Source organism: Leptospira fluminis (assembly GCF_004771275.1).
GTDB lineage: Bacteria > Spirochaetota > Leptospiria > Leptospirales > Leptospiraceae > Leptospira_B > Leptospira_B fluminis.
The window spans coordinates 672,718-699,018 of record NZ_RQEV01000003.1 but is presented as its reverse complement, the minus strand read 5'-3'; the positions used below and the strand labels follow the sequence as shown (position 1 = coordinate 699,018).

At 45.9% G+C, this 26,301-nt stretch carries 27 protein-coding genes and 1 tRNA gene; 14 read left to right on the top strand and 14 right to left on the bottom strand.

What is annotated here, in order from left to right:
- Positions 1-42: 42 nt before the first annotated feature.
- From EHO61_RS05140 to EHO61_RS05130, 3 genes are all read right to left on the bottom strand, one after another.
- Positions 43-492 (bottom strand): MarR family winged helix-turn-helix transcriptional regulator, encoded by a 450-nt coding sequence (locus EHO61_RS05140; protein ID WP_135812518.1) that lies wholly within the window; start codon positions 490-492, stop codon positions 43-45.
- On the bottom strand, positions 489-974 hold the full coding sequence (locus EHO61_RS05135; RefSeq protein ID WP_135812517.1) for a glutathione peroxidase: 486 nt from the start codon (positions 972-974) through the stop codon (positions 489-491). Before EHO61_RS05135 ends, EHO61_RS05140 begins: the two co-directional genes overlap by 4 nt.
- Positions 975-1,071: 97 nt before the next feature.
- Complete coding sequence (locus EHO61_RS05130; RefSeq protein WP_246032009.1) at positions 1,072-2,283, bottom strand: porin; 1,212 nt, start codon at positions 2,281-2,283, stop codon at positions 1,072-1,074.
- A gap of 277 nt (positions 2,284-2,560) precedes the next feature.
- Between EHO61_RS05130 and EHO61_RS05125 the strand changes: the two genes are divergently transcribed.
- Positions 2,561-4,357 (top strand): monovalent cation:proton antiporter-2 (CPA2) family protein, encoded by a 1,797-nt coding sequence (locus EHO61_RS05125; RefSeq protein WP_135812515.1) that lies wholly within the window; start codon positions 2,561-2,563, stop codon positions 4,355-4,357.
- Between the two features lie 11 nt (positions 4,358-4,368).
- Positions 4,369-5,625: a glycosyltransferase family 39 protein gene (locus tag EHO61_RS05120; RefSeq protein ID WP_246032008.1), complete on the top strand. Its 1,257-nt coding sequence runs from the start codon at positions 4,369-4,371 to the stop codon at positions 5,623-5,625.
- Positions 5,626-5,660: 35 nt separating this feature from the next.
- Here EHO61_RS05120 and EHO61_RS05115 read toward each other — a convergent pair.
- Positions 5,661-5,732: transfer RNA gene (locus EHO61_RS05115), tRNA-Gly, on the bottom strand.
- 36 nt (positions 5,733-5,768) lie between these two features.
- Between EHO61_RS05115 and EHO61_RS05110 the strand changes: the two genes are divergently transcribed.
- Entirely contained in the window at positions 5,769-7,322 is a 1,554-nt protein-coding gene (locus tag EHO61_RS05110) for a carboxypeptidase M32 (protein ID WP_342776044.1), read from the top strand.
- Between the two features lie 3 nt (positions 7,323-7,325).
- Complete coding sequence (locus tag EHO61_RS05105; RefSeq protein ID WP_135812513.1) at positions 7,326-7,664, top strand: hypothetical protein; 339 nt, start codon at positions 7,326-7,328, stop codon at positions 7,662-7,664.
- Positions 7,665-7,678: 14 nt separating this feature from the next.
- Here EHO61_RS05105 and EHO61_RS05100 read toward each other — a convergent pair whose 3' ends face one another.
- Complete coding sequence (locus tag EHO61_RS05100; protein WP_135812512.1) at positions 7,679-8,491, bottom strand: hypothetical protein; 813 nt, start codon at positions 8,489-8,491, stop codon at positions 7,679-7,681.
- Positions 8,478-8,903: an ABA4-like family protein gene (locus tag EHO61_RS05095; protein WP_135812511.1), complete on the bottom strand. Its 426-nt coding sequence runs from the start codon at positions 8,901-8,903 to the stop codon at positions 8,478-8,480. The genes EHO61_RS05100 and EHO61_RS05095 overlap by 14 nt, the downstream gene beginning before the upstream one ends.
- A gap of 78 nt (positions 8,904-8,981) precedes the next feature.
- Here EHO61_RS05095 and EHO61_RS05090 point away from each other — a divergent pair, with 78 nt between their 5' ends.
- Positions 8,982-9,671, top strand: a complete 690-nt coding sequence (locus EHO61_RS05090; protein ID WP_246032007.1) for a TetR/AcrR family transcriptional regulator — start codon at positions 8,982-8,984, stop codon at positions 9,669-9,671.
- Positions 9,672-9,713: 42 nt separating this feature from the next.
- Here EHO61_RS05090 and EHO61_RS05085 read toward each other — a convergent pair whose 3' ends face one another.
- The 3 genes from EHO61_RS05085 to EHO61_RS05075 are packed head-to-tail and all read right to left on the bottom strand — an operon-like array spanning position 9,714 to position 11,003.
- On the bottom strand, positions 9,714-10,100 hold the full coding sequence (locus EHO61_RS05085) for a DUF423 domain-containing protein (RefSeq protein ID WP_135812510.1): 387 nt from the start codon (positions 10,098-10,100) through the stop codon (positions 9,714-9,716).
- The gene (locus EHO61_RS05080) at positions 10,081-10,680 is read right to left on the bottom strand and encodes a hypothetical protein (protein WP_135812509.1); all 600 of its coding nucleotides are present in this window, start codon (positions 10,678-10,680) and stop codon (positions 10,081-10,083) included. Before EHO61_RS05080 ends, EHO61_RS05085 begins: the two co-directional genes overlap by 20 nt.
- The gene (locus tag EHO61_RS05075) at positions 10,677-11,003 is read right to left on the bottom strand and encodes a TRL-like family protein (RefSeq protein ID WP_246032021.1); all 327 of its coding nucleotides are present in this window, start codon (positions 11,001-11,003) and stop codon (positions 10,677-10,679) included. The genes EHO61_RS05080 and EHO61_RS05075 overlap by 4 nt, the downstream gene beginning before the upstream one ends.
- A gap of 145 nt (positions 11,004-11,148) precedes the next feature.
- Here EHO61_RS05075 and rocD point away from each other — a divergent pair, with 145 nt between their 5' ends.
- Together rocD and EHO61_RS05065 are read left to right on the top strand one after the other, a co-directional pair.
- Positions 11,149-12,396, top strand: a complete 1,248-nt coding sequence (gene rocD / locus EHO61_RS05070) for an ornithine--oxo-acid transaminase (RefSeq protein ID WP_135812507.1) — start codon at positions 11,149-11,151, stop codon at positions 12,394-12,396.
- Between the two features lie 17 nt (positions 12,397-12,413).
- Positions 12,414-12,743 (top strand): hypothetical protein, encoded by a 330-nt coding sequence (locus EHO61_RS05065; RefSeq protein WP_135812506.1) that lies wholly within the window; start codon positions 12,414-12,416, stop codon positions 12,741-12,743.
- A 7-nt stretch (positions 12,744-12,750) separates the two neighbouring features.
- On the opposite strand, the gene EHO61_RS05060 is transcribed toward EHO61_RS05065, so the two are convergent.
- Positions 12,751-13,350, bottom strand: coding sequence for a hypothetical protein (locus EHO61_RS05060; RefSeq protein ID WP_135812505.1), 600 nt, complete (start codon positions 13,348-13,350; stop codon positions 12,751-12,753).
- On the opposite strand from EHO61_RS05060, the gene EHO61_RS05055 reads away from it, so the two are divergent.
- Positions 13,349-14,434, top strand: coding sequence for a hypothetical protein (locus EHO61_RS05055; RefSeq protein ID WP_135812504.1), 1,086 nt, complete (start codon positions 13,349-13,351; stop codon positions 14,432-14,434). The genes EHO61_RS05060 and EHO61_RS05055 overlap by 2 nt on opposite strands.
- 8 nt (positions 14,435-14,442) lie before the next feature.
- On the opposite strand, the gene EHO61_RS05050 is transcribed toward EHO61_RS05055, so the two are convergent.
- Positions 14,443-15,024, bottom strand: a complete 582-nt coding sequence (locus EHO61_RS05050; RefSeq protein WP_135812503.1) for a DUF1569 domain-containing protein — start codon at positions 15,022-15,024, stop codon at positions 14,443-14,445.
- A gap of 93 nt (positions 15,025-15,117) precedes the next feature.
- Positions 15,118-16,197 carry a M23 family metallopeptidase gene (locus EHO61_RS05045; protein WP_425460329.1) on the bottom strand — a complete coding sequence of 360 codons (1,080 nt, stop codon included), beginning with the start codon at positions 16,195-16,197 and terminating at the stop codon, positions 15,118-15,120.
- 278 nt (positions 16,198-16,475) lie between these two features.
- Between EHO61_RS05045 and EHO61_RS05040 the strand changes: the two genes are divergently transcribed.
- From EHO61_RS05040 to EHO61_RS05015, 6 genes are all read left to right on the top strand, one after another.
- Entirely contained in the window at positions 16,476-17,015 is a 540-nt protein-coding gene (locus tag EHO61_RS05040; protein WP_135812502.1) for a flagellar protein FlgN, read from the top strand.
- Between the two features lie 25 nt (positions 17,016-17,040).
- Complete coding sequence (gene flgK, locus EHO61_RS05035; RefSeq protein ID WP_135812501.1) at positions 17,041-18,951, top strand: flagellar hook-associated protein FlgK; 1,911 nt, start codon at positions 17,041-17,043, stop codon at positions 18,949-18,951.
- Positions 18,952-18,986: 35 nt separating this feature from the next.
- Entirely contained in the window at positions 18,987-20,252 is a 1,266-nt protein-coding gene (locus EHO61_RS05030) for a flagellar hook-associated protein 3 (RefSeq protein ID WP_135767955.1), read from the top strand.
- Between the two features lie 84 nt (positions 20,253-20,336).
- On the top strand, positions 20,337-20,786 hold the full coding sequence (fliW, locus tag EHO61_RS05025; protein WP_135812500.1) for a flagellar assembly protein FliW: 450 nt from the start codon (positions 20,337-20,339) through the stop codon (positions 20,784-20,786).
- The gene (gene csrA / locus EHO61_RS05020; protein WP_135812499.1) at positions 20,787-21,047 is read left to right on the top strand and encodes a carbon storage regulator CsrA; all 261 of its coding nucleotides are present in this window, start codon (positions 20,787-20,789) and stop codon (positions 21,045-21,047) included.
- Complete coding sequence (locus EHO61_RS05015) at positions 20,998-21,885, top strand: SHOCT domain-containing protein (RefSeq protein WP_135812498.1); 888 nt, start codon at positions 20,998-21,000, stop codon at positions 21,883-21,885. The genes csrA and EHO61_RS05015 overlap by 50 nt, the downstream gene beginning before the upstream one ends.
- A gap of 436 nt (positions 21,886-22,321) precedes the next feature.
- Here EHO61_RS05015 and EHO61_RS05010 read toward each other — a convergent pair whose 3' ends face one another.
- Positions 22,322-23,212: a M48 family metallopeptidase gene (locus EHO61_RS05010; protein WP_135812497.1), complete on the bottom strand. Its 891-nt coding sequence runs from the start codon at positions 23,210-23,212 to the stop codon at positions 22,322-22,324.
- Complete coding sequence (locus EHO61_RS05005) at positions 23,202-26,183, bottom strand: DUF2339 domain-containing protein (RefSeq protein ID WP_135812496.1); 2,982 nt, start codon at positions 26,181-26,183, stop codon at positions 23,202-23,204. The genes EHO61_RS05010 and EHO61_RS05005 overlap by 11 nt, the downstream gene beginning before the upstream one ends.
- Between the last annotated feature and the right edge of the window lie 118 nt (positions 26,184-26,301).

Sequence of the window (26,301 nt, the reverse complement as noted above, 5' to 3'; positions counted from 1 at the left end):
GTGGATTAAAGCGGATCTATTCTTAACCGAGGAACGGATTTGTCACGCGGAATTTCCCAACTTGGGCGCGAGTCTTACCAAAAGATCGTCCAACGATCTCTTTAATCGATCGACTTTTTCCTGAGTAAGACCCGAATCGGCAAACAGACGTTCCGGAATACACTCCGCCTTCTTTTTGAAGTTTCTTCCCTTTGTAGTCAGCTTTACGACCAAAGACCGCTCGTCCTCTTCGGATCTCTCCCGGGTCAGCAATTTCTGGGATTCCATCTTTTTTAGAAGAGGAGTGAGAGTGCCGGAATCCAACAATAGCTTATCTCCTATTTCTTTTAGAGGAATGCCGTCCTTTTCCCAAAGCACAAGTAATACGAGATATTGGGGATAAGTCAGATCGAACTCTTCCAAAATGGGACGGTATAGAGCCGTAACCACTCTGGAGAGTGCATAGAGCGGAAAACAAATTTGCCGATCTAGACTTAAAAGATCTTCTTTCACTTTTTCAAAAGATCCTTTATCTGTTGATCGATTTTTTCGGGCGGAGTCATCGGTGCAAAACGCTTAATCACTTTTCCTTGTTTGTCCACCAGAAATTTGGTAAAATTCCATTTTATGGAAGTACTCAGAAAACCCGGAGCTTCTTGTTTCAGATATTTGAAAACGGGATGGGTTCCTTCGCCGTTTACTTCTATTTTTTTAAAAAGCGGAAATTGAACTCCGAAATTCATCTCGCAAAAATTCTGAATTTCCGAATCGTTTCCTGGTTCTTGATGACCGAATTGATCGCAGGGAAAGCCCAATATTTCCAAGCCCTCGCCCTTATATTTGTCGTACATAGCTTGGAGTCCTTTGTATTGAGGCGTAAAACCGCACTGACTCGCCGTATTGACGATCAAAAGGACTTTGCCCTGATAATCCCCCAGTTTCTTTTCCTGCCCGTTATTCAGGGTCGCCGTAAGTTCGTATAGATTTTGTGCCATGGATGTAAATAGCCTTCCTATGTATAATTAAATTGCATACAATTTAATTTCTTACAATCCATTTTTTCAACCTTTTGGAAAATTTTGCGTTACAAGATCAGATTTTTATGGATAGGGAAAAAATAAATTGCCTATCTAATTTAGAGGATGCGGCCTCTCTCGGATATACGGGATCCATGGAATGGCGATACTGATAGGTAAAGCGAACCAAAACGGCATCGTTAGGAATATAATCCAGAGTGGCCGTCCCTCCGCCGGTTTGAAACCCGTGTTTAGTTCCCGTTTGAACGATCATCTGTTCCCGGTCGGCATATCTTTCGAATCGTGCGCCGATCCTCCATTCCGGCAGAAAACGGTATCCGATCCAGAGATTTCCCGCGTATTGTTGCCTATAAGCCTTACTATTGCCTTCTATATAAGCGGGACCCGAGGAAAGGTAGATCAACTTCATATCATCGGCTCTTTTTTGATAACCGACGTCGAAGGAGGAAGCGATGGTCAAGGTGTCGGAAGGTTTCCATTCCGCGATAAAATTATTATAATACCGAACTTCCTTCGGAATCGGAGTCGGTTGTTCGTTCCCCATAAAGGTGTTCCATCGAAACATCAAATGCTGAATCGGGGTCCATTCCAAACGGAACCCGCCTGAAACGTCCTTATTATTATCCGTAACGACTTGGTAACCGTTGTCCAAATGCAATTGGTATGAGAGTTTGTTGGTTATCCTTCCGCTCAACCTAGCGCCGGAGACGTAATAAGGAACGTTATCCAAAGCTAAGGATCGGGTATACACGAAGTTATCGTGGGAAATCCAGGACTCGTAACCTATATGTCCGAAATAAATCCCCATATCCAACCAGGTGGATTTTCCGAGTTTGATACCTCCGTATGCCTCCTGCATGTTTCGAACGCTGAATTCGTTGCTGGTCTTTCCGGTAGTACCTTCGCCGACGTAATTTGCGGCGACCGAAGTTCCGAATTGAACGGCAAAACGAGCTCTAAATTTTTCCGTTTCAACCTGAGCATCCAGATATGCGAGATTGATATTGAATTCATTGGTTCGAGTCGCCTGAGTCGTATACGCCGCTTCCTTTGAGTTAGGCCTGTTAAAATCCGCGTTGTAATAACTATCCACAAAGAACCCTATCTTAATAGGTAGGGGCGCGACGTAGGCAGGCTGAAACGCTTGTGGAAGCGCGGGATTTTCTTTTACTTTGGCTGCCGTTTTCGGCGCCCCTTTTGCCGCGGATTCCGATTTTTCCTCGTTTTCCACATGCACTTCCTTTTCGGCTTCCTCTTCGGTTTTCATTTTCCCGTCGACGCTTCGATTCTCTTCGGAACGGATAGGAAGGCTTAGGAAGAAAAGCCCGAGAAGGCATATGATGAGATAAAAATGAATCAGGGGAAAAAATTCTCGATTCCGAAGACGATATCTAAAACGGGCAATCATCTGTTTGAGTACTCTATTTTCGGACGGCGAAAGTCTATTTATTTTTCTAAATGAGCGGAATCCTAACAAAAACTTAACATTAAACGTTGAAAAATTAAGATCCGCCTTTTTTATCAGTTGAGTCGAGGTCTTTAAAATGGAACAGCAAGGCATTCTGATCACTGCAATCATTCTCTTAACGACCGCCGTATTGTGCGTTCCCGTATTTAAAAAAGTCGGAATCGGCTCGATCATCGGCTATGTCGCCGGCGGAATCTTGATCGGTCCTTACGGAATTCGCTTAGTGACCGGCGGAACCGAGATCCTGCATTTCGCGGAATTCGGAGTGGTCCTTCTCCTTTTTCTAATCGGATTAGAACTTAGGCCTCAGACCCTATGGATTCTGAGAAAACCCATCTTCGGAATGGGCCTGACTCAAGTCGTTTTATCTTCCGTGGCGCTGACTTATCTCGTCCATTGGGTCTTTTCCATAGAGTGGGTCCCTGCCGCATTGCTCGGTATCAGTTTTTCTCTTTCCTCTACGGCTTTTGCACTCCAATCTCTTGCGGAAAAAAACCAGTTAAACACTACGACAGGTAGATCCGCTTTCGCCATCCTATTATTCCAAGACCTTGCCGTAATTCCGATCATGGCAATCCTCCCGCTGGCGGCCTCCGGCGGAGGAACAGGTCAACATCCCGGTTTCGATTTTACGAAATTCGCTCTGGCCCTATTCGCCATACTTTTAGTCATTCTCGGAGGTAGATTTCTTACAAGACCCTTGTTCCGGATCATAGCTTCTTCGGGAAATCATGAAATTTTCGTAGCACTCTCTCTACTACTCGTACTCGGCGTGGCTTTGATCATGGAACAAGTCGGACTCTCCATGGCTTTGGGATCTTTTTTAGGCGGAGTACTATTGGCGGATTCCGAATACCGACACGAATTAGAAGCCAATCTGGAACCCTTCAAAGGACTTCTCTTAGGATTGTTCTTTTTGGCCGTAGGAATGTCGATGAATCTCGACGTTCTGAAACTGAATCCTTGGTTCGTATTGGGAATTTCCGTAGGTTTGATGTTCGTGAAAGGATTGATTCTCTTCGTAATCGGAAGGGTCAATCGACTGAGTACGGAATCCGCATTGAATCTATCCTTTAATATTTCGCAAGGAGGAGAATTTGCCTTCGTAATTTTAAACGTTTCCGCTCAGCTAGGAATATTAGAAAAGCAGATTTCCGAATATTCCATTGTTGTCGTTACGGTTTCCATGTTATTGACTCCCTTTTTTACGATCTTAAAGGAAAAGATTTTCGACCCGTTCTTTCGTAACGAAGAGGATACCCCTCCGGACGTGATCGAGGAGAGAAATCGGGTCATCATCGCCGGTTTCGGAAGGGTGGGACAAATCATCGGTCGTATGCTTTATGTCCATCGGATCGGATTCACCGCATTGGAACACAACGCGGAACAGGTAAATGTGGCGCGAAAATTCGGGTATAAGATTTATTTCGGAGATGCAAGTCGACTGGACTTATTGATCTCCGCCGGAGCCGAGCAGGCGGACATATTGATCCTGGCGGTCCAAGATATGGATCTCTCCGTTAAAATCGCGGAATTGGTAAAGGCGCATTTTCCGAACTTGCAGATTATTGCGAGAGCCAGAAACAGGGCGCATTATTTTAAACTGTTGGATTTGGGAATCCGCAGTATCCGCAGGGACACGTTCGCTTCGTCGCTGGAAATCGGAGGGGAAGCCTTAATGGAGCTGGGCTTTTTGCCTTCCGAAGTGGAGCGTATACTTGAGAAATTCCGCGCGTACGACGAGGAAATGTTGATGGGCCAATACAAAGTCAAACACGACGAAAAGCAATTGATCGCTTTTTCCAAGAATGCCGTAAAACAATTGGAAGAGTCCTTTGCTGCGGATAGACTCGAAAAAGAAGCGGCTTCCTGATCTTTCCAAATATGAAAAATCGTTTCGGCCTTTCGTTATTCTTTCTGGTATTTTTAGTCAACGTCGTTCTGCCGGTGGTTCCCCGCTCGGACGCGATCTGGAACGTTCCTACAAGTATGAGCATCTTACTGCAAGGAAATATAAATCTGGACGAATATCCCGAATTGCAGAAGGAATTCGGCGGATACGGATTGGTCCAAATCGACGGGAAGTCCTATAATATTTTTCCGATCGGGGCCTCCTTACTCGCCCTTCCTCAATTATTTTTGATGACTCAAATCAACGGATCCAAAGAAATTCTCAACCACTCCTTAGAGGCGGGAAAATTCGTCGCCGCTGCCTGGATGGGAATCGCTGCTTTGTTGGTATTTTTGGGTTTTCGGGAAAAGTTCGGTCAATCCAAAGCCCTTCTTTTTTCGTTATTATTCGCATTCGCTACTCCGGCTCTTTCCACAGGAGGAAGAGCGTTATGGCAACAGAGCGGAGCGCTTCTACTGAATAGCGCCCTTTTCTTCCTTTTACTACGCGGAAAATACGATATACGAACGATGATTTGGGTCGGACTCGTTTGCGGACTCGGTGTTTGGGTAAGACCTACGACTCTTTTGATTTCCGGTCCGATCTTTCTATTTTTCTCGCTAAAGCGAAGGCTTCGCGCGAGCTGGATTCTTTTATCTTTCCTGCCCTTGGTCGCATCCTATCTGATATTCAATCAAAACTTATACGGAAGTTTGTTTCCCGTTTATTTTTCCCATCACATAGATCGAGTTTTCAGATTCGAAACGTTCGGACAAGGACTCGCAGGAATTTTGATCAGCCCGAACCGAGGTTTGTTGATTTGGTCTCCTTTTTTATTTTTTTCCGCGATCGGGATGCTGAAGATTAGAGGACAAAAGGACTCGACCCTTTCTTGGTTATTTCTTTCCTGCATCGTCGCACATCTTTTCTTAATTTCCAGTTTCGATATGTGGTGGGGAGGTCATTCCGTAGGCCCGAGATTACTTACGGAAATCGTACCTTTCTTTCTCTGGTTTGCGGCAAAAGGGTCGCCCGATTTTTCTAAGTCGAATCCCGGAAGCTGGCTTCGATCGATTTGGGTGGCAACATGTATCTTAAGCGTGGTTTTTCACCTTCGCGCATCCGTAGATCTGGGCCCGACTTTATGGAATCGAAGTCCCCGAAACGTGGACGAATATCCCGAAAGAGTTTGGGACTGGAAAGATCTACAATTTTTAAGCGGGGATCACGCCTTAAAATTCTTTTTATAGGATTTCGTTCGGGAGAAATTCGAAAGGAAAGGAATTGCGGGCAGAGGGACTCGAACCCTCACTAGAAGCTTGGAAGGCTACGGTGCTAGCCATTACACCATGCCCGCGACGAATTTAAGGATAGTTTTTTGTTGGAGAGGAGGATGTCAATCGAAAAGAGTGATTTTTGTATGTGGGAATCGGAAGTACAAAATTGGGAGAAGGAACTCCCTAAATTTCATTCATATCGAAAAGAGTTCGAGCGCATCAGCCATCTCAGAAATATTCTCGGCCTTCTTCATTGGGATATGGAAGTCACCCTCCCGAATGCGGGACAAACGGAAAGAGGGGAACAAATCGGATTGCTATCCGGAATGACACACGACGCTTTTGCCGGGGAATCCTTTCGAGCACTTATCGAAGAAGCGATCGAAGAAAACGCAGGCTCCGAACTCCCCGGTAAGGAAGCGAGAACCCGCGAAATGGAAATCCTGACCAAGGACAGAAATCGAGCTGCCACCTTACCCACACAATGGGTGGAAAAATTTTCCCGCATTGCGAGCCGATCACATTCCGTCTGGATCGAAGCGCGAAGAAAAAACGAATCGGATCTATTTTTACCCGTTCTGAGCGATCTGATCGAACTCGTGTTTCAAAAAACCGATTATCTGGGTTACGAAACGGAACCTTACGATTGTCTGTTAGAGGAATACGAACCCGGTGCCACCGCCGCATCTTTGGAAATTTTATTCGAAGACCTTAGAAAATCTTTGGTGCCTTTGGTCGCTAAGGCCAAGGATTTTCCGCCACCTTTCCGAGGCGCCTTTCCCGAAAGTTCCCAGCTACCGTTTAACCTAAAGTTGCCCGAGCTTCTGGGCTTACCGAAAGACTGTTTTAGATTGGATTCTAGCGCGCATCCTTTTTCCACTTCCATCGGAACTTTCGATAAACGAATCACCACGCGCTACGACGAAACGGATCCTTTATCCTCCGTTTTTTCCGTTCTCCACGAGACTGGCCACGCGCTTTACGAAGCGGGAATCTCCTCCATTCCGGGTGCATATTCTCCTCTAAAAGATTCTGCCTCCCTGGGAATACACGAATCGCAAAGTAGACTTTGGGAAAATCAAATCGGAAGATCCAGGGAATTTTGGGAAGCGGTGTATCCCTCCTTTTTAGCTTCCGTAGGCTTGTCCGAAAAGGAGTTGCCCCTTCAAAAACTTTATTCTTTCGTCAACCGAGCCAAACCTTCCTTGATCCGTGTAGAAGCCGACCAGATCACCTATAACCTGCATATCATACTCAGATTTCATTTGGAAAGGGCCATGTTCAAAAAAGAATTAAGCTTAAAAGACCTAAGTCATTCTTGGAACACAGGAATGAAGGAACTTTTGAACGTGGACGTTCCGGACGATAGTCGCGGTTACTTGCAGGACGTCCATTGGAGCGGAGGTGCATTCGGATATTTTCCGACATACACTTTGGGAAATATCTACGGCGCACAATTGTACGCTTCCTTTCTTTCTAAGCACCCGGAGTTCCCATCGGATTTAAAAGCCGGCAAAACCTCTACGCTTTTGGATTGGCTTCGAAAGAGCGTACATTCCAAAGGAAAGAGATGGAAGGCGGAAGAAATCATTGAACAAGCAACCGGTGAAAAACCGAACGCCAAATTTCTAGTAGAATACCTTTCCGCCAAGATAAACGAACAGGAGTAATCCATGAGCCACGAAGAAAGCGAAGATCAGACAGTAAAATCCTTCGAAGAATTATCCTTTTTCGATAACCTGGCGTTGTATTATTTGTGCAACGAAACCCCGCCCCAGACCCTCGCCCTCGCGTTTCTGATTGGAGACAAAAAAGTATGCGGATCCATGTTGGGAGTTTTGGAGCCGAAAAGAAGAGCTTTCGTACACGAACTGATGGCGAAAGAACAGGATGCGCCTGAGGAGAAAAAAAGGAGCGCAGCCCAAGGGCTGCTTATCATCGCGGAGGGATTATTGACTCGCAACCTGATCCGCAAGCAGGGAAAATTTTATTACGGTACGGAAAGGAAATAAACTGAATTTCCTTCCTAGTATAAAGGTCTACCTAGTAGCGCATTTACGAACAAAGCCAAAGTCAAAGACGCGAAAATCAAACTTGTTACAAGCACACTAGTACGACTCAAATTTTTACGCACAGCAAGCCAGGCAAAAATCGGAAGAATCTGTAAGGAATGGATCCCTAGAAAGTGAGCGATCCTGAAATCCCCGCCTTGCTTGCTCCAGTTCAATAAGGGAATTCCCTCTCCTCCATCCGGAACTCCGACCGAGTGTGCGTTGATCGCGCTCATATAGGATCCGGCAAGAGATGCGAACACGAATATCCATAAGGACATTCTAATAGAAAGCACGATTCGATCATCCAATCCGGAAATCGGTTTTATGAATTTTCGGTCGATTAAAATCGCCACGGGAATCACCGGAAAGATGAATAAGCCCATGATTCCGTATACGATCCCGTCAAACGGTGTGGATTGATTGAAGTGGGAAGACACTCCGCGAGCAGCTTGCAAAGTAATTAAACTTAATTCTACGGCCATCGCGACCGCAAAATATAATTCCGCTTTGCTTTTGAACTTCGAATATTCGCTGTTCAATCGATCCAAAATCCATCCCATCGTCCAGTTGAAAATCCAAATCGATATCGCGAACTTAGCGGGTTTGATCCATGGATTTATTCCCAAAACGGTTCTTTCGTCGAACGCCATTAGAACCAGATACGCAGGTAAAACCAGTATGGCGATCAGTCCTCCAAAAAAAGAGATCGGACGGCGAGTTCTCAAATCGTTAAGAAATCCTCCCGATTCCTCGAAAACCGAAAACGGTGCGCTATATGCCGACATGAATGCCTCCTTTAACCAGTCGTATAACGAAAAAAATAAGAAAACCTATAGGGCCGAACATGAGCGTCAAAAATAAACAGGGAATCAAGACCCATCTGGAAAGCTTGATGGATTCCGCCTCCTTCGATTCCCAAACCCCCAAAAACAAATCGAAAGCCAGATAATGCACCCATCCGCCCAAAAGAATCCAGGGATTCGAAAAGAGGGTCGATACACCCGATAGAGATTGGAAACCGCCCTCGGCACCCAAATGTGTACCGAGAATCAACAAATACCCGACCGATAAAAGTGCGGACCAAATTCCGTTTCGAACCAAAATTAGGGTGATCTTAAGGTTCGGAAAGAACGCCAATAAAATCCAGCCGACTAAGGCGAAGCGGTTCGATATCGTAAAAAGCAATTCAGGCGTCACTAGATGCCCCCTTTTTTTCCCAAAAACCCTAGCGCTAAAGACTTGCCTTGCAAACGATACGGCCCAGGAATGTTACATGTGGTAACACCTAATGTTACCATCGTCAACATATTTTTGGAAAATCTTATGGCGGCTCGAAAAAAAAGCACCAAACCGGCAAAGACTTATCATCATGGAAATTTGGCCGAAACGTTGAAATCTCTGGCCCTCAAAAGATTGAAAGAAAGTAAGGATTCCGCTTTCACAATCAGAGAAATCGCTAGAGAAGCAGGAGTAAGCCACGCTGCCGCATACAGACATTTTCCGTCGCACCGGGATCTCTTAGCGGAAATTTCAAAGGACGGCTTTTTAGGAATTACGAAAGCGTTTCTAAAAGCGGAAGCGGAGGCAAAAGCGGACGACCCTCTGGATCGGCTGGAAAAAATCGGAATCGCTTACGTTTCATTTTGCGTGGAAAACCCGGGATATTACCGGGCTATGTGGCATACGGATCTCGGTCCGAAAGACGATTTATTGGAATTGCAGGAAGCCGGTAAACAGTCCTTCCTCCGTCTTTGGGAAACCGTCCTGGCTTGTAGGGAAAAAGGAGTTTCCGATTTTAGCCCCGAAGAACTCGCAGCGGCTGCCTGGTCGATCGTCCACGGTTTTTCCACTCTCGTCAACGAGAGCCAACTCGTCTATACTTTAGGAATCGACAGAGGAAACGCAAAGGAAGTGGCCAAAACGATGGTCCGACTTTTCGTAAACGGAATTAAAAAAAGGGAATAAACCTAGCCGGAAAACGGTTTCGACCTATAGATGGAAACGAAGCTATCGGTTTTTCCAGGCCGCACATCCGAGTAGCGCCCACCCGGAAAGAAAGCAAAGACCTCCCAGAGGAGTAACGGCTCCTAGAATTTTCACTCCGCTGATCGCAAGTATGTAAAGCGAACCGGAAAACAGGAAAATGCCGGAAAAAAAGAACCAATAGGAAAGTCTAATCAAAGCCGATTTTTGAAACCACGGTCCGATGGACAGCACAAGCAACACCACGGAATGGATCAATTGGTATCTGCTTCCCGTCTCGAAGATGGACAACGAATCTTGACTTAAAACGGATTTTAATATATGAGCGCCGAAAGCTCCCAACGCGACGGCTTTAAAACCGCTGATTGAAGCCAGTAGCAAAGGAAAATTTTTAGAACTTTTGAATTCCATAACTACGAAACCTGATGCACTTCCTACGGAAGATTCCGAATATGTAAGCGGTATTTTCGATATCCAATCTGCTGTCAAACAAAGCTTCAATCGAACTCTCATGCATTTTTTGCCGGAGTTCCTCGTAAAAGCTCGTCGGACCGAACACGAAATTCACCGGTACGAAACTTTCCCTAGAGCCTTGCTTCAAGGGCAATACCAATCGGATCCCGGTTTGGCAACCTTTGCTTTCTCCCTCGAATCTGACGATCCGGTGTTCGGACCAATCCCAACCTTCCAAAGAGGTATGAAACATATCCTTGAACGGGAGCGAAACCGTAGATCGAATCCATCCGTCGAACCCTCCCGTTTTTAACATAGTCGAGCTTGCTCCGTAATGAATAGAAGGATCCCTGAAATTAAATCCGTTCAAGCGCACTTCGTTTTCAGGGGGAATCCCTAAGCCGGTCGGATACGGTTCCGGACTCCGACGAACGAGAGCCCTCCTTCCGCCGGCGGTAATGCAGGAGATTACGGCTGAAAATTCAGCGAGAAGCAGGGCGACTAAAAAAATCCCCTTATAATTGAAGCGAAGATTCATTCCTTCTTCAAAAGCCTTTGTGGTAATTTAACCCCAACACCGGAAACCCGAGTACATTTCTCGAAATACAATCCGAATATGAAAGACCGATAACTGTAATCCGTCTGGACGTCGAAAAGAAGATCCGCCTTATCCTTGATTGCGTTTTGTACGGCACTTTCATAACTCTCGTCTCCCGTATAAACCAACCAAAGCCAACTCGTCCCGCAGGAATTTCCTTCGAGTCGACCGACAGGCTCCATTCCCCGAACGTCCGAATAACTTTGAGAATAATACCAGCCCGGAGATTTGATATTCGTATAAATGCAGGAGGAAAGGAACATAAAACAGAGAGTCGGCACTGTCCGCTTCAGATGTTCGGAAATAAAATTCTTCATTCCCCGATTTTCGAGTTCTTGTCATCTAAAAGTCAAGGTAAAATCCCGAAATCTCCTTGTAGGTTGATTTAGAGGATAGAAACAAGTATCGATGCCTACGAAATCCGCACAATCGTATATAAATCTGGAAAGCGAGTTCGGAGCGTTTAATTACGAACCGCTTCCCGTCGTATTGCACAGAGGTAAAGGGATCTACGTTTGGGATACCGACGATAAAAAATATTTCGATTTCCTGTCAGCTTATAGCGCGGTTAACCAAGGTCATTGTCATCCTCGTATTATAGAAAGTTTAATCGAGCAAGCCCAGCGCTTAACTTTGACCTCCAGAGCCTTTCATAACGATCGGCTCGGCCCCACCGAGAAATTTCTCTGCGAAACCTTCGGTTTCGATCGAATGCTCCCCATGAATACGGGAGTGGAAGCCGCCGAAACGTCGGTAAAACTCGCAAGAAAATGGGGTTATAAAGTAAAAGGTATCCCTGCCGATAGGGCGAAAGTGGTGTTCGCTTCCGGAAATTTTTGGGGAAGAAGTCTAGGCGCGATTTCCGCCTCTACCGATTCGAATAGTCGGAACCAATTCGGTCCTTTTATCCCAGGATTTACGACGATCCCTTATAACGACGTTTCGGCGTTGGAAAGAGAATTAGAAGATTCGAATGTTGCAGCCTTCATGATAGAACCGATACAAGGTGAAGCAGGGGTTATCGTTCCGGATCCGGATTATTTGAGAAAATGCAAAGAGATCTGTAAAAGTAAAAACGTCTTATTGATCTTCGATGAAATCCAAACGGGCCTAGGGCGAACCGGCAAGCTACTCGCCGGAGATCATGAAGGCGTAAAACCGGATTTGCTCGTTTTGGGAAAGGCCCTTTCCGGAGGAACCTTGCCCGTGTCCGCCGTATTGTCCTCCGACGAAGTAATGCTAACGTTAAAACCGGGAGAACACGGATCCACTTTCGGCGGAAATCCTCTTGCATGTTCCGTGGCCAAAACCGCCGTGGAAGTCCTGTTAGAAGAGCAACTTTCGGAAAATGCCGAGGCCCGCGGAATCGAATTCAGACAAGAAATGGAATTGCTACATGGCGACTATCCGGACAAGATCAAACAAGTCCGAGGAAAAGGTTTGTTAAACGCAGTCGAATTCTTCCCCGGAAAAGAAGGATCTCTCGCAAAAAAAGTCTGTTACGATCTCTTGGAGAAAGGACTACTCGCAAAACAAACCCATGATCACACGATCCGATTCGCACCCCCCTTATGCATCAACCGGGAGGAAATAGGAATCGCCTGCGATAAGATCTCGGAATCCGTACGTAAAACCCTTGACGGATCCCCGAGATAAGTCCATAACCTTGAGACATGCAAGCAAACGAGGAAAAATACATTCGGGTTTGGAAAAAAATGAATGTAGGGGAAGTAACTTCTCATCTCCTCATCATAGACGACCTGTACGGGACTTGCGGAAACTGCAAACACCTGGGTTTGAACTATACCAAAGACAGATCTTGTCCTAACTGCGGAGCTAAATTCAAATACCTGGCAACCAATTTAAAATCCCCGGGAGAACTCGCAAAAGTTCTCGCAAGGATCGAAAAAGAAAAACTGGACTTCACTCTTATCGACAGAGAGGACTATAATTTATCTAAGGCCAAAGACGCGGTTAAAGATCTGTTTAAATCGGCGGAATGAAATCGACCTAATTCGAGGAATTTCCTTCCAAAGTCCTTCTGAATCCTTTCAGGCTTTCTTCCAAATCCCGTACTGCAGGCAGTAGCTTTTTGTCGTCTACAAAGGACCGGTTTTCCGTAGATTCCAGCTCCTTGTAAAGTTCTGCCGTCAGACTCCGAAAGGAGGATTGCACGAAGGCAAAAGACTCCTCCAGGTTCCTCGGTGCCAAAGCCCTTTTCCGCAATCGATATTTCCGCCCGATTCCGAACAGAAATCTAGAAACCAAGAATCCGTACGCGGGCAACAACAGAATTAAAGCAGTTTTGAACGTAGCAAACAAATCCCAAGACTGGGAAATGGAATGTTGCAGGAAAGACCTGATTCCCGAAACCGCCAAAACGGCAATCGTATAGTTGATCCTTGGGGAAGAGGGGGAAAGACTGTTAAAAACGATCAGGAGCGGGATAGAAAAGAGTAGAACCAGAACCAAGTCCAAAGGAAAGATGTTGGAAACTAATTCCAAAAAATCAACGATGGCGTTATAGGTTTTGACCAGGTTGTCAATGGACTGACTCAACCTGTCAAAGTCCGTCTTCAGATTGGAGAAGAACTGGGTGATCTGGCTCATGAATTTACTCCGCAAAATTCCGGGATGGGAAAAAGGAACCCTCCTACTCGGAAAGCTGCAAGAATTTTCCTTTACTAAGAAGCTCTTTATCGTCTATTCGATTTTCGCTTTATACTTCCTTCTTTACCACGAATCGCATTTACCTTTGTTTTGGATGGTCAGCCTGGCCCTCGTCGGCTACTTGGCCTCCACAGTATTGTTTTGGGGAATCGTTTACTCTTACAGAAAATTAGAGGCCAAAGTAGTGATTCCTGCAATCATCACGGAAGTAGGAATTTCGCGGCCTACCACCGCGTTGGTTCCCTGGATAGAAGCGGCGCTTTTCCTAATTTCGATACTGATCTGCTACTCGACTGAATTTTTCGCGAACAGATCCGGTCTGCTGTTTTTCATCATTTATTGCATCGGTGCGCTTTCGGTTCGATTTTTAGAGAATAAAATCTACTATAAAGCCGGCTTTTTAGGAGTCCTAATTCTTGCTTCCGGTCTCGGCAGCTTTAAAGCTTTACAATTCACGGAAAATTGGGTGGCGTATATTCTATTCAAGCCCGCCTTCCAGGAGAAGGATCTGACTCGCTGGAATTTTGACGAGACTACGAGGATGGTCTCGAATCCGGACTTGAAGCTTTCTTTAAAACTTCCGGAAGATTTTTATTTTCACAACCCCAAAAATCTAACTTGGGAAAACAAGACGGGAACCGGACAGATTGCAGGAATCATTTCGACCAGCGATTCGGACCCGAACCGATATCCTTACATCCGCATCTTTTATGTTCCGCAGCCTTACGTGGAGATAGATCCTTTGATCTCCGAGTTTAAGAAGTACCTGGACCTATTGGTAAGCCGAGGAGATATAGAGGAACTGAACGAGCTGGAGCACGAGGATTTCGACAACCGGTATTCCGGTAAGTTTTGGACTTTTTACGACGTGTTAAGACCGCGTTATGCGAAAACCGGGATCTTCGTTCTTTCAGAAACTAACGAAGGAGACTCTCTCCTCTTTAACGTGACCGAAAGTCTGATCAAAGATCGGAGGCACGAAGAATCGGTGGAGGCCATTCTTACCAGCGTTCGTAGAGAATAAGCGGACGTTCAACCGGAAATTTTTAAATAGCTCAAGTGATTAGCGATATGCATCGCATGAGCCATTTCATATTCTTCTTTCGAGAGTTTGCCGTAGGCAAAATGCGGAGCAAACTCTCCTTTGTGATTGATAAAAGATTCCATGGCCTTCCGAAGATTCGCTACTCCTTCTTCCAAAGTTCCCTGTTTCGGCAATTCCGGCGCACCGGGAATCGGCGCGTTCAAATCGTGGGACATTTTTCCCCGAATAGAAAAACTTAACAACGCGAACTTTCCTAGAGTCGACTGAAACAATTTCGATTTACCTTCAGGATAGCCGACGATAGAATACCGGATACTTTCCGCGCAATGCACGAGAACCTGAAAGGGACTCCAATCTCCGTAAGGTAGAACTTTTCCCGCTCGACTCAAATTTTCGATTTCATGATCGGCTTCCTGCAAGGTGCGGAATCTGAGCCCCCGATCCGTAGTACCTTCCGCAACATTCGAACACGATTGCAATAAAACCGAAGAGCCGGATAGACAAACCGCAGCCAATGTAAGGCTCGCACCCGACCTTAGAAATTCTTTTCGATCGATCCTCTTTTCCATCCCGGTCCTCGTATCAAAATGATGGAAAACTATGAAAGATTCCTTACGGTTGTCCAGTAAGTTGCGGTGCGTTCGGTGGAAAACTCCGCAACTTCAGCGGGAAGGAACCTTCTTCTCCCTGAAAAGGCCGACTTGGATTGCCGACAAAGGATCTAACATCGTTCCATGAACGCGCAAACCAAGATGAAGATGCGGTCCCGTGGACATTCCTGTACTTCCTATTTTTCCGATGAGATCCCCTTTCTTAACCCTGTCTCCCGATTTTACGGACAACTCGGACTGATGCATATATAACGAATAAATCTCCGAGCCGTGATCGATGACGGTGAAATTTCCTTCATAATGCATCGGTCTGGCCAGAATCACCGTCCCATCGTTGATGGCACGGATCGGCTCTCCGATTCCGCCTTTAAAATCCGCTCCGCCGTGCGGCTTTCCTTTTTCCTTATTATAGATTCTTCTTTTATAAAACGGACTATTCAGTACCGGATTCGATACCGGATAATCGAAGTCCGACGATATCTGCAAATCCGTTTTCGTTTGGAAAGCTTTCGTTTTCGCTTCTGAACATTCCCGTATAAATGCCATGGTCTCCTCCGGAAGAGAGGTCGAAGTGTATTGTTTGTCCATGGTAAGATGCGAAACTTTGGTGGTAGCAAACGGTGTTTTAGAAATCGGAATCTCGTACTTCTTGGACTCGCTTCTTCTAAAAAGATTCTTTTCCGTAATTTCTAATATTCCGGACGATTTGGAAAATTCCGGAGATACCGGTATAAAAACGTAAAATACTCCTTCTTTTTTGGAAACCGGGAGTTCCTGCCCATCCCAAGCCACGCGGACCCGATCCAATTTTGAAAAAATATCCGGAATCGGACGGATGGAAAGAAACAGTAATTCTCCTTGGGCAAATTTTCGTCCGACAAGGCGAAAGGAAAATAAGGACTCTTTTTTTTCTACGATTTCACCTTCCGATCTTTTATTCGTACCCGCTCCGCGACCGGAAGAACTTTTTTTAGAAACTCCGGCCTTTGTTTTTTTCGAAGAGGTATTTTCGGTGATCGTTGTGGCGATTTTTTGATCCTTCGATCCGGCCGTCCCCCCTTTCGACTGGGCATGACTCTGCCAAGTAGAGACTAAACAAATGATCAAAACGATTCCGAACTGTTTCGGCAGGGTAGTTTTTTTCTCCATGAAAATACCTTTTAATCTTCGGATTTTCGCAGTCGCACGTGCGGAAATTTTTTCTATGAAGATTTTGGACGAGACCGAACCCATTTTCATCTCCTTGAATTTTCCCGATCGTGTCCAAAACGGATTCGCTCGAAGAGAACCTCATTTTTTCCCATGAGTTTCCGTTCATTATGTCCCTTAGAATCTTCCGCAGTGAATTTCTCCAAAAAACCCCTCATAAAATTTCCCAATCAACCGATGGATGGAAAAGGACGCAAAATATGACGAACCCAAAAGAGGAATGGTTGGAGCGGATTTATTCCCTATTCGAGGAAGAGATCCGATTGTACTCGGAAATTCTGGAATTGGAGAAGGAAAAAACGACGGCGATCGGGAAGGCAGACGGGAAATCGCTGGAAAGAATCGCAAAGAGAACCTACGAGCTGATCGTTCATGCCAGCGAGATCGAGCGGGTTCGCATGAACACCATCCAAGAAAACCATAGTACGGAAAACTCTAACATCGAGGGAATTTCTTCCTCCGCTACTCTTACCGAATTTCTGAATCGGTTGGATCGCGAATCTGGATACAAATTGAAGCATTTAGGCACTCAATTGAAGGACGTTGTTCATAAACTTAAAGATCGGATCAAGGCTAACGATAAATTGATCCGCACTAGGCAGGACTTCCTGAAAGCGACGATCGATGCGATGAGAGAAAACTCTAAAAGCGGGGAAGTCGCGACATACGAAGGTGAAAGCCCGATGAATTCCAGGACAAAGAAAAAAAGATCTTCGGTTCTGGTAAACGCCTCCGCTTGAGGCAGTAAGGATAAAGGGAGAGAAAATGGGATCCACATTCTCCGGATTGGAAATCGGCAAACGAGGTTTGACCGCCCACCAACAAGCTCTGCAAACAACGGGGCATAACATATCGAACGCCGACAATAAGCATTATTCCCGCCAAAGGGTCGTATTGCAAGCCACGGATCCTCTATACGAGCCTTCCTTAAATAGAGCTCACTTGCCCGGACAAATCGGACAGGGGGTGGAAATTGCCGCCATAGAAAGGGTACGGGACAATTTCATAGACGATAGGATCATAGAGACTTCGGGAGTTAAGGATTACTGGGCGGCAAAAAACGAATATCTCTACCAGACGGAAACGATCTTTAACGAACCCAACGGAACCACCCTTAGGACTTTGATGGATAAATTCTGGTCGTCCTGGGAGGAATTATCCAATTATCCCGAAGATAACGCTCATCGTTCCGTAGTTCTGGAAAAAGCCCAGGGTCTCGGAAGCAGAATGGAAGACGTATTTAGAAAACTTTCCCAACTTCGGGATCAGGCCAATCGAGAAATCGAATCGCATGCCTTGCATCTGAACGTCATCGCGGAGAACATAAGGACCCTGAACGAAAGGATCTCCAAGTCCGAAGCGCTAGGAGATCGACCGAACGATCTGTACGACAAAAGGGATTCCCTATTGCAGGAACTTTCCGGACTAACCGACATTACGATCGGTAGAAGTGACGAAGACGAATTGATGGTCTTTATCGGACAGCAGATTCTCGTACAAGGCGGAAAAGCCAACAAAATAGAGATTCTCGGAAATCCGGCTAAGGACGGTCTTCTGGATCTTTATTGGCAGACAACCGGAGACCCCGTTTTACTCCGAAAAGGAAGACTGCAAGGATTAGTGGAAGTCCGAGACGCCATCTTAAGGGAAAAGATCGATCAAGTAGACGCTCTTGCGGTCAACGTGATGGACGTAATCAATGAGATCCATAAAGACGGATTCGGAATCAACGGTAACACCAACCAAAACTTTTTCGAAATCAGATCTTTGGCTCTCAATACGTTCGGAGAATACGATTCGGATGGAGACGGCCAAAACGACATCACAGCAATTTTCCGGGTTTCGGGTAAAAACACGTTGGACCCGGATAGACCGGTAGGCATTGGCGGAACCCTGACTTTCCACAAGCCGGACGAAAAGGAAACTCCCGTTTTGGTGCCTTACTCGGCAAACGATACTTTAAACGGTATTATTAAACGAATCAATGCATCGAAAGTAGGAGTCGTGGCTTACATGAACCACGACAACCAGCTGGCCTTAAAGGCGACGGTCGCGGAGGATTCCCCGAAACGGAATTTTATTCTGAGACACCTGGAAGATTCCGGAGACCTTCTTGTCGGTTTGACGGGTATTCTAATGGCATCCGGGCCGGCAGGAGCTTACGACTACAAACGTCTAGGCGAAATCACGAAGCTACAGTCCAAACCGGAAGACATTACGCTTTCTCCGCATTTTCATCCTTCCTCTCATTTCAGGATTAGCGAGCAAATCGCCAATAACGTGGCGAACATCGCCGCAGCGAGAGGAAAAGACGTCGGAGGAACCGGAGATTATAATTCTCCCGGCGGACACAAGGACGGAAGAAACGCGCTCTTGGTCGCGTCGGCTCTTCGAAACAATCCCGTCATGGTGGATTATTCCAAAACGACTGACGATTTTTACAACACTCTCGTTTCAAAATTAGGTACGGAAGCCAGGGAAGCCAAACAGGAGTGGGGCATCCAAACGGATTTGATGACCGAACTCGAAAATATGAGACAATCCGTTATGGGAGTCAGCCTGGACGAGGAAATGGCCAATATGGTCCAGTTCCAGCATTCTTACAACGCGGCCGCAAAGATGATCAATACCATGAACGAAATTCTGGATACGATCATCAATCGGCTAGGCGCGTAAACTTCCGCAGGAAATAGCAAGGAGGCCAAGTCATGATGCGGATCACCAACATGATGCAAAATAACACGCTCGTGAGGACTTTGAATCGTCACCAGTTGGCATTGGACGAGACCCAAAATCAGTTGGGTACCGGCCAGAGGATCAAAACTCCTTCCGACGATCCAGGAAGAGCCACAAATCAAATGTTCTTCCGCTCTCGCATAAACGAATTAGAAACTTTTCAATCGAATATAGACGACGGTTTCGGTCGACTGCAGCAGATAGACGGAGAATTGGATCGTATCGGAAATCTTTTTCAGAGAGCCAGAGTTCTCGCAGTACAGGCTTCCAACGGCATCTACCAAGGAGACAAAGGATTCGAGTTGGAAGTAGCCGTCGGCAAGGAGATCGACGAGCTCCTGCGCGCGCTCGTGGACATAGCGAATACCCGGGACGCGACTGGTCGCCCTCTATTCGGAGGACATGTGATCGAGCGTCCGCCTTTCGAACCTATCGAATCTAAAATCAAAGGCCTCCAAGGCTTGGAATTGAAGAACCAATATATAGGCGTGGAATATCGCGGAGATATCGGGGAACAGATCCGGGAGATCGAAAAAGGGGAATATATACCCGTTACGGTTCCCGGAAACAAAGTTTTCTGGGGAACGAACATGAGCGTTACCAGCCGCGTAGACAACTCCGGTTATGTGGCGGTATCCGATCAGAAATTCAAGATCGACGGTGCCGAGATATTGGTGTCCGCAGGCGATACCATCGACGACATCATCGATAAAATCAACAACGCTCCGATAGAAGTCAAAGCGAACAAACTAGCTCAGGACAATATCAGTCTTAGCTCGACGGCGCCCCATCAAATCTGGTTGGAAGACACGGAAGGTGGAACGGTGCTTCGGGATATAGGTCTTATCGACCCGGCGAATTCGGAGCCGCCCAACAATTACAGCAAATCCGCAACGGTAACCGGACTATCCGTATTCGACGTGCTGATACAATTCAGAAACGATTTGATCCAAAAAGACCAGGAACGGATTTCCGGAAGAGACATCCAGGATCTGGACCTTGCATTGGAAAACGTTCTTCGGTACAGAGCGATCACCGGTGCCCGGATGAATCGATTGGAAGAACATTCCCAGAGAGTGGAATTCGATAAATCCTATATGACCGAGCTACTTGCCAAGAATGAAGGTATAGATTTCCCGGAGACCATCATGAATTTGAAATGGTTGGAAACGATCCACCAGTACGCTCTCAATGTAGGATCCAAAATCATTAAACCTACTTTGATGGATTTCCTACGGTAAACAACCCGGGAATTTTCGTTGTAGGAAGCCAATTTAACGTTTAAACTAACGGGATCCGAAAAGATCCCCGTAAAAAGGTCGGTTATGGTTGAAATCCAAAGCAAACCCTTCGGAAAAATTCGAATATCTGAGCGCCAAATGATCCGTTTCCCCGAAGGACTCTTGGGATTCGGGAATTATAAAAACTTCGCCTTGATCGAAGAGGAAGAGGAATCCGTCTTTAAATGGTTGCAATCCGTGGACGAAGTGGAACTCGCTTTCGTTGTCATTCCGCCTTCCTTATTTAAGAAGGAATACGTACCCGTATTGAATCCCGACGAACTTTCTCAGATAGGTATAGCGAGCGTATCCGAGGCCCTTGTTTTAGTTATCGTAACCATTCCGAACGACGATCCCGCCTCTATGACGGCAAATCTCCAAGGTCCGATTTTAATCAACAAGACCGACCTAACGGGCAGACAATACGTTTCTAGAAACGAAAACCATTCGGTTCGCGAACGGATTCTGGAAAGCGCAACCGTGGAGATGTCATAAGTGCTCGTATTAGCAAGAAGAACAAACGAATCGATAATAATCGGAGACGATATCGAAATCGTTATCGTAGACATCAAGGGCGATCAGGTAAAAATAGGGGTTAAGGCCCCGAAGGAAGTTTCCGTACACCGGGCCGAAGTATACCGCGAGATCCAAGCCGAAAATAAAAAAGCGGCGGGAGCAAAAATCAAGCCGGAGGAGCTCGGTAAAATTGGCAACATCCTTAAAAAAGGCGATACGAATAAAAAAGATAAGACTTAGTACCCTTCCCGTCTTATTAAGTCTTGCCCTTCTCTCCTGGGAATGTCTTTCCGCGCAAAGGAAAGAAATGGCCACCTTGTCCGATTCCGCCGTTCTGTTTTATATCCATAAAAGTCGCGAGACTCCCGATTTTTTAGAGCCTGAAACCTGGCTTCCTCTCGCTTCCACCGTGTTAAGAGAAGTCCATTTCGATTCCGACGAAAAAGCCGCCTTCCTGCAAAGATGGGAATCCTTGTTCAAATATCTAGGAGTCAGCGATAATATCGTCGGCGTAAAGGAGCCGATCCGGCTTTTTACGGAAGAAGAATCCCGAATTCTGGGAGAATTGTTATACAAAGCGGAAAAAGAGATTCCGGACGGAAGTCCCAAGGCATACCAGATCATTCTCAAAAGAGAAGATCAGCTCCGGCCCGGGTTGAGGATCAGACGCACGGTTTTCTATCTTAGAAACCGTGCGGATTGTATGCTCTTCGAATTCGGAGAGATCGGGCAAGTCGTGGATTTCCAAACCGCTTATGCATTGCGGGACTGGATCCTCTTTCCGATCCGGGAACCGGAAACTTCTCCCACAAACTCCGTCTTTTTACCCGAAGTTCGTCCTGTCGGTTTAGAGTATGCGGAATCGATTCCGAACCGAAACGCCGTGAAAAATCGTCTTTGTGTCCGTCCGAATTTCTGGACCGAAAAAAAACTTTCCGAACCCGAATCCGTTCCCAAGACAAAATCTCCGAAAGACGCGGCGGATCGTCTGAAAGTTTTAAAAGATCTCTTGGAAAAACGCCTGATTACGAAAGAAGAATATGAACGTAAAAAGGCAGAGATTTTGAAAGATCTCTAAGCCTATTTCTTTCCGCAAAATTACGGGAAGGACCATACATTAGATTAAAAGACCGGAGCGACCCCTTACGGGGTCGCTCACGTAGTGAGAATAGTGAAGAGAATTGGATATATGTTAACTAAGTGATCCGATAAAACCGGTACTCAGGTAACATTCCTTAAGTACCATATACCGAAAACGCATCTGTTGGACAGATTTTTTTTCAAGAAATTTGCGGATTTTTCATAGGAAGGCCGCAAAGCAATATCTCTCTTTAAAAGGCCTTAACGGAGTATTCCTGTCAGCACGTTAGAGACAACTTCCCGTCTCCTCTTTCGAAGATCCGACGAAATTCAGACCCCTCTCTAAGCGTAAAAATTCCGCTGAACGGAAATTTTTCTCTCAACCAAAGGCAAGCGGATCGGAAAGAGACAAAATCAAATGGTTTTGAAAGTCTTTATTTGCGTAGCACAAATTCCGATTCATACTCGGAATCGAACCTACAAATTCGGTCCGATAAATTCCGAATACCAATATAATATTTTCCTTTTTTTGCCCGTTTGGCCTTTTCTCGAAATTTCTCGGACCGAAGATCCAAGTACGGATGGGTCATAAAATATTCGCCTACGGGGGATTCCGTTTTTTCCTCTCCGCCGATGGATTCCTTTAAGTTCTGGAATGTTTTTCCCATCGCAAAGGGATCGTAACCTTCCCGAAGCAGAACTTTGTATCCGTACTCGTCCGCTTCATCTTCCTGGTTTTTGCTAAAACCGGGCTTGAGTAGAATCCCGACGGCTAAATCCGCAAGTTCTCCTAGACCGGCCGCATCTATTTTTCGACTCAAAAGTGCGAAGCGAACCCCATCCATACAATGGGAAAGTTCCACATGTCCGATTTCATGCCCGATCACCGATACCAACTCCGATTCGGATTGGACCGTCCCTAATAGGCCGGATGTAACGAATAAAACGCCGCCTGGCATTGCAAAGGCGTTTGCTTCCCCCGTTTCGAGGATCAAGATCCTATAATGAAAGCCTTTTTTATTTCCCTCGGAAAGTCTTGCGACCAAGGATCTTAAATACGCCAAATCAGGATTTTGTTCGTTCTCTCCATAGCTGGAGTATCTTTCCGCGATCGCATCTCCGAGCTGCTTTTCATCCAAATCCGATATCGGAAGCACCTTGGTCAAACCTCTGTCCAGAGTTTTAAGAGGTTTTCCCAAAAGTTGGAACATCGGAGCCAAGGTGGCCGGTTTCTCCACGCCGATCTTGAATACCGAAACAAAAATCGCCAGGCAGGCGCCGGATAAAATCAAAAGGAGAAAGAACGCACTTCTTTTATTGAACATCCGATTTCTTTCCCTCGGAAACTTTGTATTTGCCGTAAAGTGTATTCATTAAAATTAATATTCCCCCTACTCCTAAGAAAACGAAAGCACGGGTAATCGTGGACGATTTGGAAAGATCCCAAAAAATCAGACGTAAAAGACAAAGCATCATGGCCGTTAACGATGCGTACCTGAAATGACTTTCCCTTAAAAAGAGCCCTACTAAGAATACTACGAACACTTCCGTCATCCAAAGTAAGGTTAGGAAAGCCGTATCGAAACTCCAGAATAGGAATAAGGCTACCGTGATAAAAAGCGGATAGAAGATCATCATATTGACTCTCGCCTCTATCTTCTCGGCGAAACGATCCACTAGAAAGGGAAAGCCTTCCGACGATTGCGGTCGAAAGGAAGGTCTTAAATAGATCAGAATCAGATAACCCGTTTGGAAAAAAAGAGAAATCAGTCCCCCCACCCATTCCTGATCGGCCCAAAAAAGGGAAGGCGTGACGTTAGAGCTAGATAGGAACGCAGTATGTCCGCAAGAAAGCCAAAACAAAACCAAAGAATAGAAATGAAATCTGGAAACCGAGAAGACTGTTTTACTTACCGCTTCCGTCAAAAATGCGAGCAGGATCCAAGCAACCGGTAACCATGTACTCGGAACTTCCAGAGAAACGGCCGTAATCAGAACGACCAGAGCTAACTCCCAAAACAAAGGTAGACAATTTCGAAACCAAATCGGATTCTTTTCTTCCGAAGAAACGGTGGTACAAGCCCAGTAGACGAACGCGCAGATCGCGAAAATCTGCACTAGCAAACGGACCTTCAGGAAACCCACGGAAAACTCGGATTGCAGATGGACCAGGATATGCGCGCCTAAGAACAAGCCCACAAAAACCAGTGCAAAGAAAGCCCAAATCGGAGCGGCTTCCGAAAATCCTCTTTTCCAGCCGGAAAACGAATCCCCCTTTTTTCCCATTAGAAATCGATAAAGTTCTAGATAAAATAGCGAAAACAAAAGCCAAACGATTCCCGGGAGAAACGAGGACGTAGGGTTTCCTAATACGAATATTTGCAAAGCTAAATGAAGCGAAAATAGAACGACGCCGGGTTGCGACAAATATTTGTCCCCGGAGTCGATGCCGCGGATTTTCGATAGCGGAATCGCGGAGAAGCAAAAGACGATGACGGGAAGAACGCGCAAAAATCGATCCACCGCCCCTAGATTTTCCCACGAAGAAAACGCTAGCAAATGAACGGCTATCGCAAAAGGAAAGATTCCTATACCCAAACCGTTCCAATCCGTTCTCTGACGTAAAAAAAGTAGGAGAATTCCGAGGCAGGAAAGAACCCACAAGTCGCGAATTTCGCCTGCAGTCTCGAAGCATAGCGCGGAGAGCAAAAAGCCGCAAAGAATCCCGGCGGGAGAAACTTTCAGCTTTTTGGAAAATCCGTATATATCGTCCCAAGAATTCGATCGATCCGAATATCGAATACTATCCAGGACTTGAGTCATGAGAGAAAGGGAAATCATTCCTAAAGAAGTCGACAAACAAAGGAAGGATCTTAGATCCCCGTTCTCTTCCGTCTTAAAGAACCATAATAAAATCAAAAAGAAAAAAAGGGAAAAATGAAGCAGAGCGCCCCCGACTCTCGTAAGAGTTTCCTCTCTCTCCTCCGAAGCTACGAAGAAGAAGGAGAAAAACAGGAAGCCTAAAATCAAGTTTATGGATAAATAATGTAATTCCCATCTACTTAAGAATATGACCCCTAAAAAGGCAATGCCCAAGGAAACGAGAGTGTCCGTCAGATACAACCAGCGTATGCCGGCCGCTCTCGCTCTTCTCGCATGCAAAAAGACGAAAATGGCGGCAAGAACGAGAATTGGTGCGTTCCATTTGGAACCGGTGGCATAGAATGCGAAGCCGATTGCGGTCGCAAACCAAGAGGCAAAATGACTCAGAAAAGCGAGCTTATCGAACGCAAGCGAAGAATAGATCTTTCTATAATGGACTAAAACTGAGACGGAACCGACCAAAAGGGTACCGATCATTCCGTACATCCTACCTATGGACTCCGGATCCGCGCCGGAGGAAAATACGTGCTCTCTGTACAGAAAATTGATCGCCGCAAAGGAAAGTACGCTATAGATAAGGTGGTATTCCCATTTGAATCTATACGACAAAAACAAACCGAAAACCGAGACACCTATAGCTACGCCGTAGACCAGATCCGTCATCGGCAAAATCGCCAAGGCAAGCAAACTCAGAACGATATGTAGACTGGCAAACTTTTGAAAAGAGGCGAACCAAGCCAGAGAAAGATTGACAAAGACTCCGAGTAAAACTAGCAGTAATCCCAGAGATTCGGTCTCTACCCATTTCATTCCTTGAAAAGAGACGGAGCCTAGACAGGCAAAAAGGACAACCGCACCGGCGGCACTTCTAAGCCAATAAGCGATTTGCTTCCAAAATTCTCTCGTACTCAGATAAATCGAACACGCAAATAGTCCGCCTGCGATTCCCAGTACCATAAGGAACCTGAGAAAGGGAGACATTTTTAAGGCCGCGTAAATTCCGAGGAAACCGACCCCCATTACCAAAATGATTGTTCCGAAAATACCGGTCCAATTCTGAGCCAAGGATTTTTCGATTTTCTCCCAGAGGGAAGACTTCCAAAAGGAAGTATAGAATCGAATCGTCGAGGAGTCGGCAGGCTCCAAAATCGGAGAAGGCTCCCTTTTTTCCGGAAATACCGAGGCTGGGGGAGACGAAGTCGTCAGGGTGGATTTTTTCTCCCGAACCGGTGTCTGGGGTTTTGGGACTTCTTTCGGGACCGAAACGAATTTTCCCGATTCTAATTCATCGATCCGGTTCTCCAACTCCTTCAATCTTCCTTTCAATTCCTTCACCCTCACCCCCAAAAGGAGGGGATAAACGAAGAAAAAGACCAAAACCAAAAAGCCGACAAACCCGAAAAATTCCAACATCGAGCTTTCGATTTAAGAAGAAACGACAAACTTGTAAATTTATTTTTGCATCTTGAACGCCTTTCGCACCCTTTAAAAGTTCTTGCACCGAAGGATTTTACGGTGTAAAAAACCATTC

Bases quoted from the DNA above. Each gene is read 5' to 3' on its own strand.
- EHO61_RS05075 (WP_246032021.1), bottom strand. From the start codon at position 11,003: ATGTTCCTTTCCTCCTGCATTTATACGAATATCAAATCTCCGGGCTGG.
- flgK (WP_135812501.1), top strand. From the start codon at position 17,041: ATGGGATCCACATTCTCCGGATTGGAAATCGGCAAACGAGGTTTGACC.
- rocD (WP_135812507.1), top strand. From the start codon at position 11,149: ATGCCTACGAAATCCGCACAATCGTATATAAATCTGGAAAGCGAGTTC.
- EHO61_RS05055 (WP_135812504.1), top strand. From the start codon at position 13,349: ATGAATTTACTCCGCAAAATTCCGGGATGGGAAAAAGGAACCCTCCTA.
- EHO61_RS05105 (WP_135812513.1), top strand. From the start codon at position 7,326: ATGAGCCACGAAGAAAGCGAAGATCAGACAGTAAAATCCTTCGAAGAA.
- EHO61_RS05040 (WP_135812502.1), top strand. From the start codon at position 16,476: ATGACGAACCCAAAAGAGGAATGGTTGGAGCGGATTTATTCCCTATTC.
- EHO61_RS05125 (WP_135812515.1), top strand. From the start codon at position 2,561: ATGGAACAGCAAGGCATTCTGATCACTGCAATCATTCTCTTAACGACC.
- EHO61_RS05005 (WP_135812496.1), bottom strand. From the start codon at position 26,183: ATGTTGGAATTTTTCGGGTTTGTCGGCTTTTTGGTTTTGGTCTTTTTC.
- EHO61_RS05130 (WP_246032009.1), bottom strand. From the start codon at position 2,283: ATGAAAACCGAAGAGGAAGCCGAAAAGGAAGTGCATGTGGAAAACGAG.
- EHO61_RS05065 (WP_135812506.1), top strand. From the start codon at position 12,414: ATGCAAGCAAACGAGGAAAAATACATTCGGGTTTGGAAAAAAATGAAT.
- EHO61_RS05110 (WP_342776044.1), top strand. From the start codon at position 5,769: ATGTCAATCGAAAAGAGTGATTTTTGTATGTGGGAATCGGAAGTACAA.
- EHO61_RS05060 (WP_135812505.1), bottom strand. From the start codon at position 13,350: ATGAGCCAGATCACCCAGTTCTTCTCCAATCTGAAGACGGACTTTGAC.
- EHO61_RS05050 (WP_135812503.1), bottom strand. From the start codon at position 15,024: ATGGAAAAGAGGATCGATCGAAAAGAATTTCTAAGGTCGGGTGCGAGC.
- EHO61_RS05135 (WP_135812517.1), bottom strand. From the start codon at position 974: ATGGCACAAAATCTATACGAACTTACGGCGACCCTGAATAACGGGCAG.
- EHO61_RS05085 (WP_135812510.1), bottom strand. From the start codon at position 10,100: ATGGAATTCAAAAGTTCTAAAAATTTTCCTTTGCTACTGGCTTCAATC.
- EHO61_RS05010 (WP_135812497.1), bottom strand. From the start codon at position 23,212: ATGTTCAATAAAAGAAGTGCGTTCTTTCTCCTTTTGATTTTATCCGGC.
- EHO61_RS05080 (WP_135812509.1), bottom strand. From the start codon at position 10,680: ATGAATCTTCGCTTCAATTATAAGGGGATTTTTTTAGTCGCCCTGCTT.
- EHO61_RS05100 (WP_135812512.1), bottom strand. From the start codon at position 8,491: ATGTCGGCATATAGCGCACCGTTTTCGGTTTTCGAGGAATCGGGAGGA.
- EHO61_RS05030 (WP_135767955.1), top strand. From the start codon at position 18,987: ATGCGGATCACCAACATGATGCAAAATAACACGCTCGTGAGGACTTTG.
- EHO61_RS05120 (WP_246032008.1), top strand. From the start codon at position 4,369: ATGAAAAATCGTTTCGGCCTTTCGTTATTCTTTCTGGTATTTTTAGTC.
- fliW (WP_135812500.1), top strand. From the start codon at position 20,337: ATGGTTGAAATCCAAAGCAAACCCTTCGGAAAAATTCGAATATCTGAG.